Origin of the sequence: Bradyrhizobium sp. Pha-3 (assembly GCF_042258615.1) — a bacterium.
GTDB lineage: Bacteria > Pseudomonadota > Alphaproteobacteria > Rhizobiales > Xanthobacteraceae > Bradyrhizobium.
Map to the genome: position 1 here is coordinate 7,430,461 of NZ_CP170152.1, position 19,196 is coordinate 7,449,656.

11 protein-coding genes and 3 pseudogenes are annotated in these 19,196 nt (G+C 59.2%); 7 read left to right on the forward strand and 7 right to left on the reverse strand.

The genetic code is table 11. From position 1 onward, the window contains the following. Positions 1 to 1,617: 1,617 nt before the first annotated feature. Positions 1,618 to 4,089: a CaiB/BaiF CoA transferase family protein gene (locus ACE10Z_RS34780; RefSeq protein ID WP_375784814.1), complete on the reverse strand. Its 2,472-nt coding sequence runs from the start codon at positions 4,087 to 4,089 to the stop codon at positions 1,618 to 1,620. 1,670 nt (positions 4,090 to 5,759) lie between these two features. After that, entirely contained in the window at positions 5,760 to 6,617 is an 858-nt protein-coding gene (gene tesB, locus ACE10Z_RS34785; protein WP_375784815.1) for an acyl-CoA thioesterase II, read from the reverse strand. A gap of 642 nt (positions 6,618 to 7,259) precedes the next feature. On the opposite strand from tesB, the gene ACE10Z_RS34790 reads away from it, so the two are divergent. Next, entirely contained in the window at positions 7,260 to 8,084 is an 825-nt protein-coding gene (locus tag ACE10Z_RS34790) for an enoyl-CoA hydratase-related protein (protein ID WP_375784816.1), read from the forward strand. Between the two features lie 1,271 nt (positions 8,085 to 9,355). On the opposite strand, the gene ACE10Z_RS34795 is transcribed toward ACE10Z_RS34790, so the two are convergent. After that, positions 9,356 to 10,792, reverse strand: coding sequence for an MATE family efflux transporter (locus ACE10Z_RS34795; RefSeq protein WP_375784817.1), 1,437 nt, complete (start codon positions 10,790 to 10,792; stop codon positions 9,356 to 9,358). A gap of 672 nt (positions 10,793 to 11,464) precedes the next feature. Here ACE10Z_RS34795 and ACE10Z_RS34800 point away from each other — a divergent pair. From ACE10Z_RS34800 to ACE10Z_RS34810, 3 genes and pseudogenes are all read left to right on the forward strand, one after another. Next, positions 11,465 to 11,840, forward strand: a pseudogene (locus ACE10Z_RS34800) (IS481 family transposase); the annotation flags it as partial. 905 nt (positions 11,841 to 12,745) lie between these two features. Then, entirely contained in the window at positions 12,746 to 13,102 is a 357-nt protein-coding gene (locus ACE10Z_RS34805; RefSeq protein ID WP_375784818.1) for a hypothetical protein, read from the forward strand. A gap of 153 nt (positions 13,103 to 13,255) precedes the next feature. Beyond that, on the forward strand, positions 13,256 to 14,017 hold the full coding sequence (locus ACE10Z_RS34810; RefSeq protein ID WP_375784819.1) for a CmcI family methyltransferase: 762 nt from the start codon (positions 13,256 to 13,258) through the stop codon (positions 14,015 to 14,017). Positions 14,018 to 14,262: 245 nt separating this feature from the next. Here ACE10Z_RS34810 and ACE10Z_RS34815 read toward each other — a convergent pair whose 3' ends face one another. After that, positions 14,263 to 14,661, reverse strand: coding sequence for a tyrosine-type recombinase/integrase (locus ACE10Z_RS34815; protein ID WP_375784820.1), 399 nt, complete (start codon positions 14,659 to 14,661; stop codon positions 14,263 to 14,265). Here ACE10Z_RS34815 and ACE10Z_RS34820 point away from each other — a divergent pair. Then, positions 14,627 to 14,958 (forward strand): annotated as a pseudogene (locus tag ACE10Z_RS34820) (transposase); the annotation flags it as partial. The gene ACE10Z_RS34815 and the pseudogene ACE10Z_RS34820 overlap by 35 nt on opposite strands. Positions 14,959 to 15,073: 115 nt before the next feature. Continuing rightward, positions 15,074 to 15,247 (forward strand): annotated as a pseudogene (locus ACE10Z_RS34825) (transposase); the annotation flags it as partial. 297 nt (positions 15,248 to 15,544) lie between these two features. Here the strand turns inward: ACE10Z_RS34825 and ACE10Z_RS34830 are convergent. From ACE10Z_RS34830 to ACE10Z_RS34840, 3 genes are read right to left on the reverse strand one after another with little or no spacing between them, the layout of a single operon-like run. Beyond that, positions 15,545 to 16,558 (reverse strand): tyrosine-type recombinase/integrase, encoded by a 1,014-nt coding sequence (locus ACE10Z_RS34830; RefSeq protein ID WP_375784821.1) that lies wholly within the window; start codon positions 16,556 to 16,558, stop codon positions 15,545 to 15,547. Then, positions 16,555 to 17,469: a tyrosine-type recombinase/integrase gene (locus ACE10Z_RS34835; RefSeq protein WP_375784822.1), complete on the reverse strand. Its 915-nt coding sequence runs from the start codon at positions 17,467 to 17,469 to the stop codon at positions 16,555 to 16,557. The genes ACE10Z_RS34830 and ACE10Z_RS34835 overlap by 4 nt, the downstream gene beginning before the upstream one ends. Next, complete coding sequence (locus ACE10Z_RS34840; protein ID WP_375784823.1) at positions 17,469 to 18,707, reverse strand: tyrosine-type recombinase/integrase; 1,239 nt, start codon at positions 18,705 to 18,707, stop codon at positions 17,469 to 17,471. The genes ACE10Z_RS34835 and ACE10Z_RS34840 overlap by 1 nt, the downstream gene beginning before the upstream one ends. A 152-nt stretch (positions 18,708 to 18,859) precedes the next feature. Between ACE10Z_RS34840 and tnpB the strand changes: the two genes are divergently transcribed. Next, a complete protein-coding gene (gene tnpB, locus ACE10Z_RS34845; RefSeq protein ID WP_375784824.1) occupies positions 18,860 to 19,180 on the forward strand; it encodes an IS66 family insertion sequence element accessory protein TnpB in 321 nt (106 codons plus the stop codon). Positions 19,181 to 19,196: the final 16 nt, after the last annotated feature.

Here is a 19,196-nt window from a genome sequence, read left to right on the forward strand (position 1 = left end):
CCTCCTCTGCAAGTAAGTGGTTCAATGAACAACCACCCGTTCCTCAATCAGATGCTATCGGCATAGCGACCGGAACGTTGTGAGCCTCGGCAGACAATGTTGACGCCGCATTCGTCCCAGCCCAGCTACTAACTACCTGAGAACCGGGAACAACAAACCTACCAGGTCTGGTAGTGTTCTGTCATTCAGAGCTACGCATGCATACTGCCATGTAGGCGCGAGTTGTCGACTTCAGAGAACTGAAGCGCCTTTGAGCTTCCCGGTAACCAGCTGCGCGCTGGGCGAAACTCGGGAGCGGTTAGCGCTGGGATGCGCGCTGATCTAGGCTCCCTGCCAGTCGTGGAGACTAGGAGGTAATTCGAAGGCTTTTGATAAGGGCGCCGTCGCCATGAAGTCCACTCCGAAGCGTTCCAAACAAGTCTGATCTTCAACGATCTGGTTGCAGCTCGCCCTTCATCCATGACGTCGCTGCCAGACCAAGAACCGTCGGTGCTGCTGGAAATCACTCTGTGCGCATCCGAAGGCGAATTCTGCTCGGATTTGCCAAGCAGGATGTAACCCAGCCCAATTAGGTCGGGAAACTTGGCTTCATAGTCTCAACGATACCCCACTTGTCTATGGGTGCTGCCTTCCAGGAGCTTGGGAGACGGATCAGGTAGCGGTCAATGTCAGAATAACCGCGGCGTTTGGCCTTATCGAGGCACACCGCACCTTGAACTGGTCGAAGTCTCGGTCGATTTTACCCAACGAAGCCTTCTTCGATGTGATTGCGGGTGCATTGCTAATCGCATAGCGCGGATCGCGAGCGGTGTGCCGATCAGTCTCACGTCTGCTCGCCCACCGATGAGAACAGCTCTGCCGGTCTGACCAGCGCTTCCGCCAGCGCATTGAGCTTTCGCGCGTGCTAAGCCCAAAAGGAGACCCGGCAGGCGGCGGCAAGGCAAAACCGTCGATCACCGGTCGTGCAATCGGTGCCGGCGCGAGTCGGGTGCTGGAATGGTCGATCACGGTGACACAGCCGTGTGCGAGCGCATTGAGACGGATGGCAGCTTTGGAAGCAATTGAATGCACACGTGACGCGTATGCGAACAGAGAGGGCCGATAACTTACACCCATCACTGCGACTCCTTGAGCATACGACACTGCTCCGGGACAACAATATCAACTATCTATGTATGTCAAATTTCAACCCGGCATGGAATCTCGGGCATACGGCTCCTATTCAGGCCTAAAAGAAAAGTGGTCAAGTGCTTGATCAAGGATCGCGACGCGCTGCTCGCCATCAGAACTCCCGGCCGAGCACTGACGCGTCTACGCCCTATGATTGTCATCGAGAGCGCGACGGTGGGCCACCCCGCATACACCCCAAGGGATGTCTCTCCAATGAGCTTGCGCACGCCATAATGTTCAAGTTCGCGGAGTACCTGAGACAAGCTGGTCGCCGACAACCATCGCTGAAAGTCAGCCTCGGTGTGAAGTTCCTCAGTGGATTCTAGGTCGTCAGACGGCTAGCTCGGGCAGAAGACGAACCGAGCCTTGTCATCATGAATGTCTGATCAGGAGAGGCCCGAACTGTAAACCTGAGGGTCGTCAATTCTGGGCCGTGGCGTCGACTTGTCAGCCTGACGACACCTTCTTTGCTTTTGCGAGTTCCTCTTCGGAGAGCATCGCCGTACCAATGATGCCCTCCCCTTCCAATTGTGCGATCTCGGTGTCGGAGAGCCCGAGAAGCCCTGATAGTATCTCTCTGTTATGTTGTCCGAGCGTCGGCGCCGCTATGCGGGGCGCATAGGGGCCCCCACCTTCGCGAATCGGCATTGAGGGTTGCGGGTGCCAACCAATGAAAGCACGTTCGAGTTCCTGCAGGAACCCGCGCGACCTCAGATGCCGATCCTTGAGCAGGTCAATTGGCAGGCGGGCCACGCCAGCCGCAACCCTTGCGGCTTGCAACTCGGACATCGCCTGATCCGCATCGCGGGCGAACGTCCAGGCTCCGATGTCTCTCTCGATCTCACACTCGATGCCGCGGCGAGCTTCAGCAGATTTCAGCGATGCGTTCGTGGCCCAGTCTGCTCGGCCAATAAGGATGGCAAGCCTCTGCCACATGTCCTGGTCGGTCACTGCGACGATGATCCAATTGTCCTCACCCGCACATCGGAAGCAGCCATGTGGCACGAACTGAGGATGTCGATTTCCATACCTCTTCGGCGGCATACCGCCGATCGATTGGACGGTGATCCATGGCGCCGCAAATGGCATCATGCATTCGATCTGCGCCAGATCAATGAACTGTCCCTGCCCTGTGTTGCAGGCGTGAATCAGCGCAACCAGAACCGCGGCGCAGCCGTTCAATCCGCCGACGGCATCACCAAAGGCGACATGGCTCATCACGGGAGGCCCGTCGAGATTTCCGATCACGCTTGGCAACGCCGAGCCCTGCTCGAGAGTCGAGCCGTAGGCCCGGCAATTGCGATAGATGCTGTTCGCACCGAAGGCTGACATCGACAGCACGACGAGCCGCGGATTCAGCGTTCTGAGCACGTCGTAGCCAAGCCCGAGGTTCGGCAGCACATCGACCGAGTAATTGTCGACGGCAATATCGGCTTTCGCCAAAAGCCCCTTGGCAAGTGCGCGGCCCTGCGGCCGCGTAAGGTCGAGTGTGATACCGCGTTTGTTCCGGTTCATGATGCAGAAGCGCACTGTCTTTTCGTACAGCTGGGCGTCGACGTAAGCCGGCCGTCGATCAACCCCCCGCCACCAGTCCGGATACTGGATTGCCTCGATCTTGATAACGTCCGCACCAAGATCAGCCAGTGTGCGAGTACACAACGGACCCGCCCACCCCATCGAGAAGTCGATGACACGAATTCCCTGCAACGGCCGCCGGTCAGTATCGATGCAGCCAGGCGATCCCGCCGCGGTGAGGGGCAAGTGCGTTCGGATGTTCGCGAAAGCCTGCTGCTCGCCGAGATCCGGAACCTTTCCGCCCCGGCGGGGCGGCGTCAATGTCAGACGCTGCATCGAGCCAGCCGTCAGGCCCTCTTCTTCGCCAATCAGAACAGGAACGATCGCGCCGCGCGCCTTCTTCTCCGCGTCCTGGAGCAGATCGGATATTTCGGGTACTGGGACGATCGGGATCTTGCGCTTCAGTCCCTCCGCGAACCACTCTTGCGCTGTCCGCGTCTTCAGCCTAGGCACAAACTTTTGTTCGATCTGCTCGATGTATTGCAGACGATCCTCGACGAGGTTCAGAGCTGGATCATCACGCAATTCGCACAAGCCGAGTATGTCGCAGAATGCGCGCCACTGTGCTGGCGTTCCTGTCGTGACGCCGAGCCAACCTTTTTTGGTTTCGTAAATGCCCGTTGGAAAGTTCGGCCAGAACCGGTTAATGCCCATCCGGCGCATCACGTCGCCACGCGCAAATGCCTCGAACGTCTGATACTCGCTAAGAGCGAGACTCGATTCGAAAATGCTGAGCGACCACGACCGACCTGTCCCGCCCTGCATTCGCGCAAATGCCGAAGACGCCGCGGCGATGAAGCCCCACAAGCCGGCTAGGATGCCGGTCTGGAAATCCGGTGCGTGCAACGGCGGCCCATCGACCGGTCCAACCAGCTTGACAAGGCCGGCGAGGGCGCGAACTGTCGAGTCGGTTGCGGCGAAGTCTGCATAGGGACCCTCGCGGCCGAACCAGCTCGTTTCGAGGTAGATCAACCCGGGGCGTCGCTGCCGGATCGCGGCGACATCAATGGACGGGCAATCCGCGGAATCCACATCGCGGCCATCGACCAGAATGTCGCAATTCTCGATCAGTGCCGTCAGCCGTGTGATCGCGTCGGGGTCGGCGGCATCGATGATAGTGCTTGACTTGTCTAAGTTCAGGAATGCGAACCACGCGCTTTCGCCCCCGGACGTGAGTGGCGCGCTGAGGCGAAGTGGGTCGCCTGCTGGCGGCTCGACCTTCTGAACATCGGCGCCGAAATCGGCAAACAACCGCGCACAATAGCTGGTTGCAGCTGAGCTACCGATCTCGACGATCCGCAGATGCGATAGCACTCCGATAGAGGGCGCCACTTTCCCAGCCATGCTGATGCTCCTGTATATCATCGGCCATGCGATGCTAGGGTGTTGACGCCGCGAGCGCGGCCCCGCTTACTCGGCATCGATACGCGGGCGCTTGCGACTGATGCGAGGCGGGGCGACACCGGGAACGGGCGCAGAGCCGCCACGATCCACCGTGTCTCTCCCCGGGGTCGATGGCGTTGCAGCAGGCCATAGCCCTCGCGCAGCACAATACTCAACCGCAGCACGGTTAGTCTCGGACCGTAACGACGACGCCTGGTGTACCGCACAGTTATACCGTCGGCAGGTCGAATGCGGCGCAAGGCTGCAGAAGGTGCGCGACTTTGTCTCCCGAAGCGGAGCCGATCGCACCTTTGAGATGCTAGCGGTTGCTGGCGATCAAGTCGAACGGCTTGCGCTCGGCTACTAATCACTGCCGGGCCCTGAAAATAGGACAGAGATTCTTGTGCGGCGTTCGCTTCCTCCTCATCCTCCACGAGGACGTCAATGACGCCGTTAGGAGGCTGGAAGAGACCGCCCAACTTCCGCACGGTGATAGATAGCAAGGGCCACGGCCGTCGATCATAGTCGACCCAGCCATACCGATCGAGGTGCTCTTCTTCGCAACAACATCGTCGCGGCTGCCAAACATCGCCTCATTGCAACCGAAGCAGTAGCGCGTAGAACCAGCGGCATCCGCCACTGCTCGGCCATCTTCAGCATGTGATCGATCTTCCTGCATGCGCCCGTGAGTGCCGGCGAGCATCGTGTAGTCGTTAAGCGACCACCATGCAGCCGGCAACCCCAGGCCGAAATGGGTGGCATTGACCGTTGCAACGCCCGCAAGGAGCCCCTTCTCTGGCGTTTTCTTGATCAGGTCTGGAGCCCCCGCGGCTGCGCGACCTGTTCGCACGTACACTGGTTGGTGTTGCGCCGCCGCTCCACGCCCACGGCCCGTTCTCGTCGAGCGTATTGGCCTGACTTGCGATATCTTCGCCAGATCCGGACGGTCGTAACGGAGGTCGACCTCAGTACTCCGAAGGTGTGCGGTCGCACGAACACCATCAGAGATGGGTGATCGCTGTTGCATTTCACGCTCCATTGTCATCTGCCACGAACGCGCGCCGGATCTCTCAGATGAATCGATACGACAGCGCGGCTTGGCGACATCTGGCCGAGCTGGTCGCACTATAAAAATGTTGCTGGCTGCTCGATCGGCCGTCGTGGCTCATCCAAACTAAACCACTAACTACATCGCTTGGGCAGCTACCAAATCAGATAGCGTCCTTATGGCAGCGCCAATTCCGACCCGTCGATCCAACGTTCCGCTCCGCTGCTCCGTTGGTCGATGCTGCAGGCCGATCATTGGACGGCGTGGGGCAGACTAGAGGTGGCTTTGCCGGTCACTATCGCATCAGGTGGAGTACGGCCAAACGTCTCGACGGGCCGGGCGCTCACCTTGCGCAGCGCTTTTCGAATCACCTTACGTAGGCATATCCTGAGCGAGATGCCGTGGCTCAGCAAGTCAGGGGCCACTGGTCTGACTCACTATGTATTCGGTGATTCATTCGGGTCGTCGCGAACATCTGACTGCGTGCGCGTTTCTCATCCCAGTTCCTTGGGCCTTTCGCTGGCCATTACGCTGGCAAAAATGTCGTCATGAGTTGGTGGAACGAGGCACGTTCGAGCGCACGTCAAGGCTGAGCGCGCGGCACGCGCACCGAGCCTTCCTGCGCGACGGACGCCACCAGCGTGCCGTCGGGCTTGAAGATTAGCCCGCGCGTGAGGCCGCGTCCGCCTTGCGCGCTTGGAGACCCCTGGGCGTAGAGCAGCCATTCGTCCGCACGGAACGGGCGGTGAAACCACATCGCGTGGTCGAGGCTTGCCGTCATCATGCGATTGTCAAACAGTGTGCGGCCGTAACGAACCATGACCGCGTCGAGCAGCGGATAATCCGAAGCATAGGCGAGCGCGCAAATATGCAGCGCTGGATCCTCGGGCAGCTTTGCCGAGGTCTTGATCCATATATGAAAGCGGCCGTCTTCGATCTTCTGACCCAAATACCGGCCGATTTCGACTGGCCGCAACTCGATCGCATAATTGTGGCGGAGGATTTCCGGCGTTTCGGGAAACATCGGCCGCTCAGCCTCCCCCTCTGCGGAGAGTTCTTCAGGCGATGGCACGTCGGGCATCTTGTCCTGGTGGTCAAAAGCGGCCGCCTCTTCGGCGTGAAACGACACCATTATAGAAAAGATCGCGTTGCGATGCTGGATCGCAGTGACGCGCCGTGTCGAGTAGCTCCTGCCGTCCCGTAGGCGTTCGACTTGATAAACGATCGGCACCTGCACGTCGCCGGTGCTGATGAAATAGCAGTGAAGCGAATGCGGGAGCCTGCCCTCCACCGTGCGGCATGCCGCGACCAGGGCCTGCCCGATCACCTGACCGCCGAACACCCGCTGCCAGCTCGTGTTCGGACTGTTGGCGCGGAACCGGTTCGCATCGATTGGTTCGAGGTCGAGAATGGCGAGTAAATCAGTCAAGCTTTTGGACATGGGTGCTTTCGGTTTGTTCGGCGTCATTCCGGGGCATGGCAGCCACGAACGCGAAATCGAGATTCGAGGCCGGCTCTTTTCGAGCGTCCGGAACGACTGTGTCGGCACTTCGAGCCCTTGTTTCGCCCGTCAGCTTCGCCGCCACGGACGCAGCGAAGCATCAATCGGACGCGTACTATAAGTGCAGGGTCTATGCAATTGATCCAGATAGAGCGGGAAGCTTCATTTGAACTCCTGGGCGGGGACCGCGAGACTGCCTTGTGGCAAAGATCCTTTCTCAGTCCGTTGCAATCGGCGTGCCGCAAAAATCATTGTGCGGCCTTTCTTGATGAAACAGAAATCCACGTGCTTCATGACGCGCCGATAGAATGCTTACATTCTTGGTGTTGGATCCTGGACACAGACGTCTTCAACCGGACACGGTGGCCAACATGCGCGTGAAACGACGACGGTCGCCTAGCGTTGGCAAGTGGGGTCCTTGATAATGAGCTTGTCATCTGTCACTTATGTATGTTGCCATTGCGTATTGGGATGTCGCATACCGATGTGTGCGCGAGATCGTCGTACCCTGGTAGGTTTCACCGCAGTTCGCTTTCATGGTATGATGATTTCATCATCACGAGTGAACATGGAGCATCGAGCATGTCCGAAAGATTGGAAATCGATTCAGGAACAGATGAATTGTTGGCGGAAATTCGTACCCGAGTTGCCATTATCACGCTTAATCGGCCGGAGGCGCGGAACGCCTTATCTAATCGGCTGAGAGCGGCATTGTGCAAGTTGATTAAATTCTACGGTGATGACCCGCAAGTGGGTTCGATCCTAATCACCGGCGCGGGACCTGCTTTCTGCGCAGGTGGCGACATAAAAAGCATGAACCAGAGTTCGGGAACTGCGCATGTGACTTTCGAGCAGCAACGCGCTGATCTTCGCGTCGAACAGCGAACGCTGACCGGTGCGCTGGTCGCGGTGAGAAAGCCGACTGTTGCGGCCATCCCGGGTCCGGCAGCGGGCGCGGGTCTTGCGCTCGCACTTGCCTGCGACATGCGCATTGCCGCATGGTCAGCCATTCTGACCACCGCATATGCTCGCATCGGCTTGTCCGGCGATTACGGAATCGCCTGGCTATTGACGCGACTGGTAGGATTTTCCCGCGCACGTGAACTGATGTTCCTGTCCGAACGCATCGATGCGCACCGGGCGGAAGCGCTCGGCCTCGTCAACCGGGTGGTGCCGGACGCGGATTTACGCGAAACTGGGTTCGCGCTCGCGGCATCGCTCGCAGGGGGGCCTCCGATCGCTTTCGGCCTCATGAAGGACAATTTGGACCACGCCGTGAACTCCACATTCCTTGAGTCGTTGGATTATGAGGCGGAAAACGTCCTGAGAACGATGCAGACTCTCGACCACAGAGAGGGTGTGCGCGCGTTCGCGGAGAAGCGAAAGCCTGTTTTCAAGGGACATTGAAGGTTGATCTCGCCGCCGGACGCGCTGAGCAATGCTGTCCCGGCGACGAATGGTCGATCTTTGCTCTTTGAGCATCGTGACGATCGACGGCTTTCCGTCCCGGTGACGTCATCGTCGAATACTTCGTTATTGGCGTCCCCCCTTCATCTGTGGGCTGGCTCGGCCGCGCGTCGGCTCATTCATCGCCGGGCATTCTCCGATAGCAGCCCCGCCGGAAACTCTGTGATCCTTACCGCAGGCAGGCACACGGAGGTGGCAATACGTCACGGCGTTGATTGATCCGGCGGCGCTCCCTTCCATGCAGTACCTGCACTCCATAGTCCCTCTACCTAACGCGATCCCTCAGCTTTGACGCCTTTTAACGGTGGCAGACTGACTTCGTCACGAGTGTGGTGGTGCCCGTCTCCTCAATTCGTAACGGAATTGTCAGGAATCGCAATGAGAGGCGTCGTGTCACCGCTCTCGGTCGAGTCTCAATTGGTACGATTGATCGCGATGTAGAGGTAGAGCTTACCTTCAGCGGCCTGGAGCCCAGCGATGCGATGTGGAAATGACCGATCGGGTAAGCATCTTGAATTCTTTGCTCTCTCCCGCAATCGACTGATGCCACGGCCTGGAGACAGCGATGAAGGGATGACCGCGCTGACGGTCGGCTGGAGCACATAGAGTAATCGTCGAGCGGCAGCGGTGTATGCCGCCGGAAAGCGACTATGATCGCCTCCCCCTCGATGGAAAGCACGGTCGATTTGGCTTCCTTCCGGCTGTCGGGAGATCGTCGACGGTCTCGCGCTCCTTCCATTTCGCAACAGTCTTCTGGTTGATCCCCTAGCGCCTGGCGCGCTCAGACTTTCTTGAACTATCTTGTAGTGCTCGACGGATTGCATCCGTCGTGGTGGCGCAGCCGTGCAGCACTGTCCATAGCGCATCCTTCGCATCGTGCGATAAGAATGCACCATCAAGCCTGGAACTGAACACCTGGTCGTCCATCATGAGACTGTTTCTCGTGTGCGTTCCGGCTCACGAATCGTCAGTCTCATCAATGGATGGCTCCTCAAAATATCAAAGTTCTGCTCCACCCACAGAGTCAGGACCTCCCACTAGGCCTAGCGAGCTGACGGCAAGACTGAAAACGCCCGGTTAAAGGAGTCGCTGCAAAGTCGGCGGCGCCTGAAGTGCCTTCGGGCAGCCTTGTCGGACACCGCCCCCCCGCGAGAGGGCGATCGACGTCACGACCCTCAAGGTCCAAAGAGTGACCCGTACAGCGCGAGCGTTTACGCCGCCAGACATCGGCTCTGAAGAGCAAGCCTGTTTGCGAGAAGCTGGAAGCGCAGGACGAGGAGCCCCGCGTAGACGGCCGACCCGATCGACAAGCCAATCCAGATACCAATAGCCCCAAGACCGATCTTCAAACCAAGCGCGTAGCTGAGAGAAAAGCCGATCAGCCAATATGCGATGCCGGCAAACAGAAGCGGCATCCGCGTATCCTTCAGTCCGCGCAGGCCGCCCGCTGCAATGATCTCCACCGCGTCACTGATAAAGACGCTCGCGCCAACCGAAAGAAGGTTTGCGGCCAATCCGATCGTCGCGTCGGCATCGCGGGCCGACTTGCCCAGAAACAACTCGGCGATCTCAAAACGTGCAGCGACAACCGCAACCGTTAGCATCGCGACGATCGCGATACCGAGTAGGATCGCGGTTAGACCTGCCCGCTTGATGCCGGGACCGTCGTTGCGGCCGACCGCATGGCCAACGCGCACAGCCGCGGCCATACTGATGCCGGAAGGAGTCATGAACAAGATCGCGGCGACCTGAAGAGCGATCTGATGAGCGGCAAGTGCCCGGGTGCCGATCAGGCCTGCTAGGAGAGATGCGGCCGAGAATAGTCCGGACTCGATCAAGGAACCGATTGCGATGGGCGTCCCGATCACGATCAGCTGCCACATCAAAAACCAATCGAAGCGCCATAGATGGGCAATCACGCGGTAGTCACGGAAAGGGCGGCGCATTATGACGAACCACAAACCGGCCAAAAACGTTGCACAGTTCGCCAGGCTCGTCGCAAGACCCACGCCGAACAGCTCCAGCCGCGGGAGACCGAACTTCCCATAGATCAGGGGATAAACCAGCAGGGCGTGGACGGTGCTGACCGAGAGCATAATCCACCCGACCGGCTCCGGCCGGTTGACCGCGCCCATGAAACTACGGATGACTTGAAACCATAGCGCCGGCGCAACCCCCCAGGCCAGTCCGAGCAGATATTGCTGGGCGAGTCGCGCCGTGTCCGGCGCCTGGCCAAGAGCAAGCAGTATTTGCTCTCCGTGCAGCGCACACGCCATTATCGGGATCGATAGCACCAGCGCCGCCCACAACCCCATGCGCAACGAGCGCCGTATCACACCTAGATTATCAGCCCCAAACGCCTGCGCCGCCAACGGTACGATCGCCGCCAGCAGGCCCATGCCGAAGGCGAAGCTTACGAAATAGACCCTGCTGGCCAGCGCTGCCGCAGCGAGCGCCTCAACGCCGATTCGCCCGACGAAGGCAAGATCGGTCGTCATCATCGCGATTTGCCCAACCTGCGTCAGCACCATCGGCAATGCGAGTTTCGCGGTTTCCCTGAGCTCGATAGCGAGGTGATGGCCAGCCGCTCGTCTCGTTAGTCCGCGCCTTGAAGCCGGCACACGTTGTGTTTCGGTCACCTCGTCCATGGAAATCATGCTACCCGTTTTTGCGCGGCGAACCCAACGATCTCTTTGGTTTGCCGCGGGATCCTCTTCCCGCTTTGCTTCGCGATAGCCTGTGGATCATAGTCACGTGCAGCTATGCGTCACGACTTGGGATTGGACCTGCTGTTGAGACTGGGCCGCTCGCCCACTGATGAGATCAGGTCCTTCCGCTTCTGACACGCGTTGACATATTCGCGCTGTTAAGCGCGAAGGAAACCGGCAAGTGCACTGCATGCCGAAACGATGGTTCATCGGCATCGCCCAGTGAGGCGCGGCGCGAACCATCATCCCGGGCTGGTCGATCACGGCGGCGAAATCGCGCGCGAGCGCGCACTGAGACGGATAGCGGCGTTGGGCCAGTCACATTCACACGCGACGCCTACGTTGAACCGAAAAGCGATAGCCTTTTAATCATTACTGCGACTCCTGACAGGCAATACTGGAAGCCGTTTCCTCTTCAAGGCTTGTGCCAAATGCGAGAGCCTGATTTGCAAAGGATATTTGCTCGAGCTAATGAGGCATCGGCCGACATCATGTCGCAACCGCGACAGCTGGTATCAAGGGCGCTTGATCGATCTCGATGTGAGTTTTCAGGGCGCTTGTGCATACGGCCTGACTGGAACTTGTCGCCCGTGAAAAACTGCCGAAGTCGTTAAGCGTACGCTGGTGCCGCTCGATGATCGCCTCTATGCAATGCAGCCGACTATCTCGCTTCTGACGCGGTCATCCCTGCATCGCCGCCTCCAGCACTATGGCATCAGCCGATTGCCGGAGGCCGAAGGCAGCACGCCTTCGAGCAACAAATTCAAGGCTTATCCGATCGGATATATCCACATCGACATCGCTGAGCTCCAGACCACTGAAGCCAAGCTCTACCTCTACGTCGCCATCGATCGCACCAACAAGTTCGCCTTCGTGCATGATCAGGAAGACGGGAAGGACCTCCCCCTCGGCCTTCCTCGAAGCTCTGATCGCGGCTGTCCCCTACAAGATCTACATGGCTCTCACCGACAATGGGATCCAGTTCACTTTCCCGCCGCGCTATGCGGACGGCCCGACGGCAAGATACGCGACACACACGTTCGATATGCGCTGCCAAGAGAGAAACTCACGCCTTATGAATACATCTGCAAGTGCTGGACTTCTCAGCAGGAACGATTCAAACTCAATCGCTCCACAAAATGCCGGGACTAAACACCTAGAGCGAGAAGGGCCGGGGGTCGAGAGCCGCTTCGTCATCTAGCTGCTGTTGCTCAAGCGTCAACTTGTCCGACAAGGGCGGCTGTGAGCGCTGGGTCTATGGCCGCATTTCCAGCACGAGTTCCCTCACGAACGCTTTCTAACAATTGTCGCAAGCGGCTCGGCAGCAACTGGCGCTCTTGCTAGCCGAGAGCCCGAGGATGGTGCATGAGACCGGCGCGTCGCTGACGCGCGATCTCAAGCGGTAACGATCGATATCACCGTTCAGCCCAAGACCATCACCTTTCCCGACCGGTGCCAAGCTGGTCAATGCGGCTCATAAAAGACCCCAATCGTCCGGCTGCGATCATGGCCTGCGCCTGCGGCTGCGATAATCGTATCTGCGCATCATCGCCCGGGCGGCGATGATGGCAGGAACGCGAATGCTCGCGCCAGACAGTTAAATGTCATGGTTGGCATGGCGCAGTTTAAGGATACGCTCGGCCGCCTGATCCGTGACAAATCCCTTGACGCGTTTCGTATTGAAAGATGTAGAGCGATTTGGCTGTGATCGTCGACAAATACGACTCTTCCGCCTTCGCAAGTTTGGCGAAGAAACATAGACGCCGAAGACGAGGTTAAGATTATGGCGACCTCGTTCAGTTATAATTGAAGAGTCGGTCGATTCTCGCGCAAGCTTGGACTTGCGATCCGAGTCCATCGCCCTATCCGCGCCGCTGCACAAGCGGTGACTGGATGGCGTATCTTAAGCCTTCATCTTTGTCTTACCATCCGTGTCTGGTTGATGACTCCGGTGACGCGGACCCGACAATGCGCCGCGGCCATTCCAGCGAGCATGCTGGCACCGATGGGTACTTCACTCGCGTGGAGCAAGCGGGCGCCATATTCCGCGACTGGCACGCCGATTGCTGGGACGAGGAGCAAAGAGCCTCGACGCGCCAAACCGGTCAGAGCGGCCCCGGCCCAGAAATGAGACTTGCCCGATTGATCGCGGTCGATGCAACGCTGATGCTGTTTATGCTCGGAGATGCAGAAAGCGGTGAACATCAATGTGGCGGTCGCCTCGAAGTTCACCGAGCAAGGAAATTGTAGCGTCGTTCAACAAAGACTGGGCAAGAGGCCGTGTTGAGCATTGGCGCGAGAGGATAGTCTTTACAGACAGATCACCCAGGCCGCACCCATCATGATGCAACTGATCAAACCTAGGCACTTTCGTGATGATAGGCACAGTACGGAGATAGACCTATGAGACTCGCTTCCGGATACAAGGCTTATTGGGAAACCGTTCACAAGAACTACCCTGATCAAATAAGGCCGGGGGGAATTCTTGATATCTCAATCGCAATAGGCAGCGTAGTGAATAGTGACTATTCTGACCGCTTTGCAAAGCCGTCGGCACGAGGATGGATGTCGACTATTTACCCAAAGACTTTTCCGAACCGCTCCACAATAGTTGGAGCCTTGGCGCTGACCTACAAAGGGTTAATACAAATCAAGACCCCTTTTGATCTCGCTCTCTATACGAGGCTTATTTGGGAACTTCAGCCGAGGACAATTATAGAACTCGGTTCATTTCAGGGTGGCAGCGCACTGTGGTTTGCCGACCATATGTCGGTGCTCTGCGAGAGTCCCGGTGAAGTTCACTCCTTTGATTTGCACACCAAGTGCATCCATGAAAGTGCAAAGCATCCACTTCTTACCTTTCATCAAGTTGACCTTTCGGACATTGCCGGGCTCGATGAGAACCTGTTGACGAGGCTACCTCATCCTTGGCTTGTGATTGACGACGCTCACGTGGAAGTATTTTCAGTATTTTCTTACCTGAACCGATTTCTAGCGTCAGGAGATTATTATGTAATAGAAGATAACCCTATGATGGCAGATAAAGAGATTATTGATGGCTTGCAGTTGGTCGAGCAATTAGGATTTTTGATCGATACTTATTACACTGATGCGTTTGGAAGCAATCTTACTTGTGCTCCAAATGCATGGCTTCGAAAGTCATGAGCCTTGAGACGGTAAGGAGGCTGGCCTTGCCCCCAGTTCTCCTTCTGTGCTGCCTCGGTCGCGGACGTTACCGAGTCGGGGGTGGCGCGCCGGGAACTGACGAGGTCTCCTTCGGCATAGCGCCGCGCCAGTTTCCGGCGTGGTTAGCAGGTGATGGCGAATTCGGAGGGCGTTTCTCATCGAAGCAGCGGCGGCGTAGCGGTGAGTTGTGGCGACCTGAGCATGGCCAAGCCAGGCCTGGATCGTCAGGAGATCATGCCTGACCGAAGAAGCTTCATGGCGAGAGAATGCCGGAAGATGTGCGGCGATATGGGCTTGCCTTCCAAGCTTGGCCCAGTGGACCCGGCCTGGGAGGCCGCACGCCGCACGATGTGTGTCGCGCCGAAACGCGTCAGGCGCTCGTTGTGGGCCCCGACGAAGATCGGCCGTGGTTCATGATGGCCGGGGCCGGGTCCGCTCGATAGGTCGGTCAACGATCGCACCAGATCCTGAGGAATGGGAACGACTCGATCTCGGCGCCCCTTGCCGTGAAGCAGTACCTGCTGACCTGAGCCCCGCAATCTCCTCCAAAAATGGGTAGAGTCCATAACCCGAGTTGGGGGATGGACGATGAAGAAGGGCCGGTTCACGGAAGAGCAGATCATCGCGATCCTGCGCGAGCAGGAAGCTGGGGCCGCGACCGCCGACGTCTGCCGTAGGTACGGCGTCAGCAGTGCGACGTTCTACAAGTGGAAGGCGAAGTACGGCGGGCTGGAAGTCTCGGACGCCAAGCGGCTGAAGGCACTGGAGGACGAGAATGCCAGGCTGAAGAAGCTGCTGGCCGAGGCGATGCTCGACAACGCCATGCTCAAGGACGTCGCATCAAAAAAATGGTGACGCCCGCCGCCAGGCGAGAGGCCGTCGTTCATCTGCAAAAGGCGTTCGAGGTGAGCGAGCGTAAGCGGCAAAGAGACCCCGTCTGGCGGAGTGGGTGAGCGATCGGCTATCGGCTGCTGAGTTTGTGAGCCGATGTGAGCTTCTATGTCTGCGCCTAGTTCTGGAACTAGAACCTTCCATATGATCGAAGCGGTTGCCGACCGTCTTGAGGGAGCGCCGCGTCAGCTTCGCCGGCGCTGGTCGGACGAGTTCAAGGCGCAAGTTGTGACGGAGGCGCTGGAGCCTGGCGCGAGCGTATCGGCGATCGCCCGCCGGATCGGCATTCACCCGTCGCAGCTGTTCGCCTGGCGCCGTGATGCTCGGGCCGAGCGGCATTATCGCTCGCGGCCCTCGAGTTGCGAGGGTGTGGTGGCTACTGTGGCAGGCGCGGTGATCGAAATTGCGATTGGCGAGGTGGTCGTGCGCGCCGGCGTGGATGTTGACGAGGCGCACTTGCAACGGGTGATCCGGGCGGTCCGTTCGGCATGATCCCCTCTGGTGTGAAGGTGTTCCTGGCCAGCCATCCAGTCGACTTCCGCAATTATGCGGAGCCTACGATTATGCGGAGTGCGCGGCAGGAAGTTGCTCCCCGCCGCGGTTTTCTCGTATGTCTCACTCCGCATAATTCGGCTTGCGTCCGGCCGCGTTCAGCATGGCCAGGAGCTTGTCGGGCGCCCGGAAGCGACCTGGGGTCAGCATCGGCGGCGACATGGCGGCGAGCGCTTCGAGCTTCTCTGTCGGATCGGCACGAAGGTAGACCTCGGTGCTTTGCAGGCTGGCGTGTCCGAGCCACAGCGAGACTTTCCGGACGTCCCGGGTGGCCTGAAGCGTATGCATGGCGCAGGTATGGCGCAGTACGTGCGGACTGACGCCTTTGTCGGCGATCGAGGGCGCTTTGCGAGCGGCGGTGGCGACATGCTTGGTCAGGATGTATTCAAAGCCTGAGCGGGTCATCGTCTGGGCGCGGGCGTTGAAGAACAGCTCAGGAGCGCCGCTGACTGGACGCACTTTGAGCCAAGCCTTCACAGCTGCGGCCGTCTCCTTCCAGAGAGGCAGGACACGTTCACGACGGCCCTTGCCCATGATGTGCACGCTGGACATGGTCTGGCGATCGATCTGATCGAGCCGGAGACCGACCAGCTCCGACACGCGCATGCCTGCGGCGAGGGCCAGATGCAGCATCGCTCGATCACGGATGCCGGACACGGTGCTGACGTCTGGCGCGTCTAACAGAGCCTGTAGCTCGTCACGGGTGAGATAGCCGACGAGCGCCTGATCGGTCTTCTTCATCGGGATCGCATGGATCCGACGTGATTGGTTGAGGCAGGATGGCACCCTGTATTCCAGGTAACGGAAGAACGAGTTGATCGCAGCGTACCGGGCATTGCGGGTTCGCGCCGAGTTGCCGCGCTGCTTCTCTAGATGCTCCAGGAATGCCAAGATCAGCGGCGCGTCGAGCCGTTCGATCTCGATCTTCGATGGCTTGAGCTTGAGCCGGCCGGCGGCAAAGTGGAGCAACAGCTGGAAGCTCTGCGCATACGCCTCGCAGGTATGCTGGCTCGCTCCGCGTTCTTTGGGCAAGTGCTCGCGTAGGAAGCTGCTCAGGTAGGGGGCGAGCGCGGTCATGCGGCACCTCCAATGAGCAATGCCTCTCCGGCCTCGGCGATCTGGCCCATCAGGACCGGCGTCGCCTGCAAGTACCAATAGGTGTCGGTGACGTGGGCGTGGCCGAGGTAGGTGCTGAGTGCGACGATATGGCGAACGACCGCAGCACGATCGTGGCGGCACTGCTCCAGTGAGCGGACTGCGAAGGTGTGGCGCAGATCGTGGATGCGCGGATCTCGCCCCGAGTGCGCGCCCCTGAGATTGGTGCCATCAAGGAGCTGCAGGAAGATCCGTCGCACGGTGTTGTAGGGCAGCGACTGCCCGGCAACCGATACGAAGAGAGCACGATCTGTGGTGGTTAGCGACCGCCGGGCAACCAGATATCTGTCGAGCGCCAGCCGAGCTGTTGCGTGAAGCGGCAACAGCCGGCTCTTCTGGAACTTGGTCTGCCGGACGACGAGCCCATCGGCAGTCACATCGTCGATCTGCAGCGCCAATGCTTCTGCGATCCGCATGCCAGTAGCGGTGAGCAGGCCGAAGAGCGTTGCATACATGGTCGGTCTGATCGAGCCCGCTGGCCGGAGTGCCGCCGCAGCACGAAGCAGTCGTGCGATCTCCTCCGCACTATAGATATACGGCGCTCGCCGCTTGACGACGGCGTGGCCGAGTGCATCCGCCGCCGGAACCTGATGGCGCGGATCCTCGGCATGCATCGCCAGCGCAAACCGCCGCACGGTAAGCAACCGGTTGCGGCGCTGCTCCGGTGACGGCGCACGTGCGGCCCATGCCAGGACCCGGGCACTTCTGATGTGCCGGTCGCCGCACTCCTCGGCGAAGCCGACGTAGCCCCTCAGCAGGATTTGCTGGACGCGGAACTTGAACCCCAGCGACTGCTGCTGGTCCACATATTTGGCAAGATATTGACTCAGCATCACGCATCTCCCGGCCATGGCTGCGCGATCTGCAGCAGCATCGTCACGTCGACTTTGGCGTAGTGCGCGGTCATGTCCGGTGAGCGGTGGCGCAGTACGGCGCCAACTGTGTCGAGCGTCGCGCCGCCCCGCAACATGGCCGTCGCGGCCGAATGCCGAAGCAGGTTGGCTCCATTCGACGGAGCGGGGATACCGGCCTTTCGTATTGCACCACGCACAACATCAGAGACTGCGCTCGAACCTGTCAGCGGCCGGATTGGTGCATTCGACATGAAGAAGATTCGAACATCGGCGACGTGCGGCCGGGCCTGATCCAGATAAGCGAGCAAGGCATCCCCGGCATCTTGCGGCAGCGGTAATCTCGTCTCCCGCCGCCCCTTGCCACGAACCGACAGCGTCGCCTGTTGCCAATCAATATCGGTGAGACGAAGAGAGAGAATGTCGCCGGCCCGCAAGCCCAGTCGTGCCAACAGCAGCAGGATCGCCCGATCACGAACGCCAGTCGCGGTGGTCTGGTCGCACGTTGCAATCAACGTCTCGACATCTGACGAGCTGATGTATCGCGGCAGCGACGACAGTCGCCACTGCGGAATGATTGGCACAGCATGATCGAGTCCCGCCCGGCACACCCCCCGCGCGGTGAGGAACCGCAAATATCCTCTCAGCGCCATCGTCATAGTCTTCACATAGGCGAGCGAGACCCGTTTCGTCTCTGCAATGATCACGTCGCGAATGAGTTGGGCATTCCAGCTTCGCGGCTTGCTGCCAAGTGCCGGGAGCAGCCGCATGACCATGCGACCATGTCGATCTATTGTCAGCTCTGTGACGCCGCGATGCTGCCGCAGCCAGTCCTGGAACTCGACTACCCACCGGTCGAGCGTCGGTATTGCGAGCTTCGGCTTGCGCTGGACGATCCCGCGCTCGCCGAGAAACTCGACGAACCGGCGCACCCGCCTCACGTACTTCTTGGACACGCCCTTCATGCGACGTATGCCGGGGCATCGACAGCGATGCCGAGCGAACTGATCAGTGACGCCATCATCGATGTCGGTGACTGCGACCTTGGACAGCGTCAGCCATTGCGCGAGGTGACGGGCTGCGGCATCATAGCCGCTCACTGTCAAGCTCGAATGCCCCAACACCGTCAGGTGTCGTGCGAACTCCGTCACCAGCGGGGCGAGATCGCCTGCGACCATGCAGCGCTGCCCGTGGCAGTGATTCTCACTCGACTTGGCCATTCCTTGTCTCCCTTTCGTTGCCATCAAGACAGGAAGGGAGGTCCCAGATTATGCGGAGCGAGGAAGAGGGCACTGGGAACTAAACTGTTGATAACGGAGCGGATCTCGGATCGAACGGCCGCGCACTCCGCATAATCGTAGGCTCCGCATAATTGCGGTTATGTGGTGCACCACATAACCGCAAGGGTATCGATGGCCTTGTTGCGCTTGTGCGCGATGCGGGCTCAGATCCGTTCGACGGTGCACTTTATGTCTTCCGGGCCAAAAGAGCCGACAGAATAAAGATCGTATGGTGGGATGGCTCCGGCGTGTGCCTCTATTTAAAACGTCTTGAAAAGGCGAAGTTCTGCTGGCCGCGGATCGGGCATCATCGGGTGCAGATGAATCCCGCGCAGTTGATGGCACTGGTGGATGGAATGGACTGGAAGCGGGTCCGGACCGTGGCGGTCAAGCCGCCGGAGATTGTTGGGTAAAAGCGCTGCGGCGAAG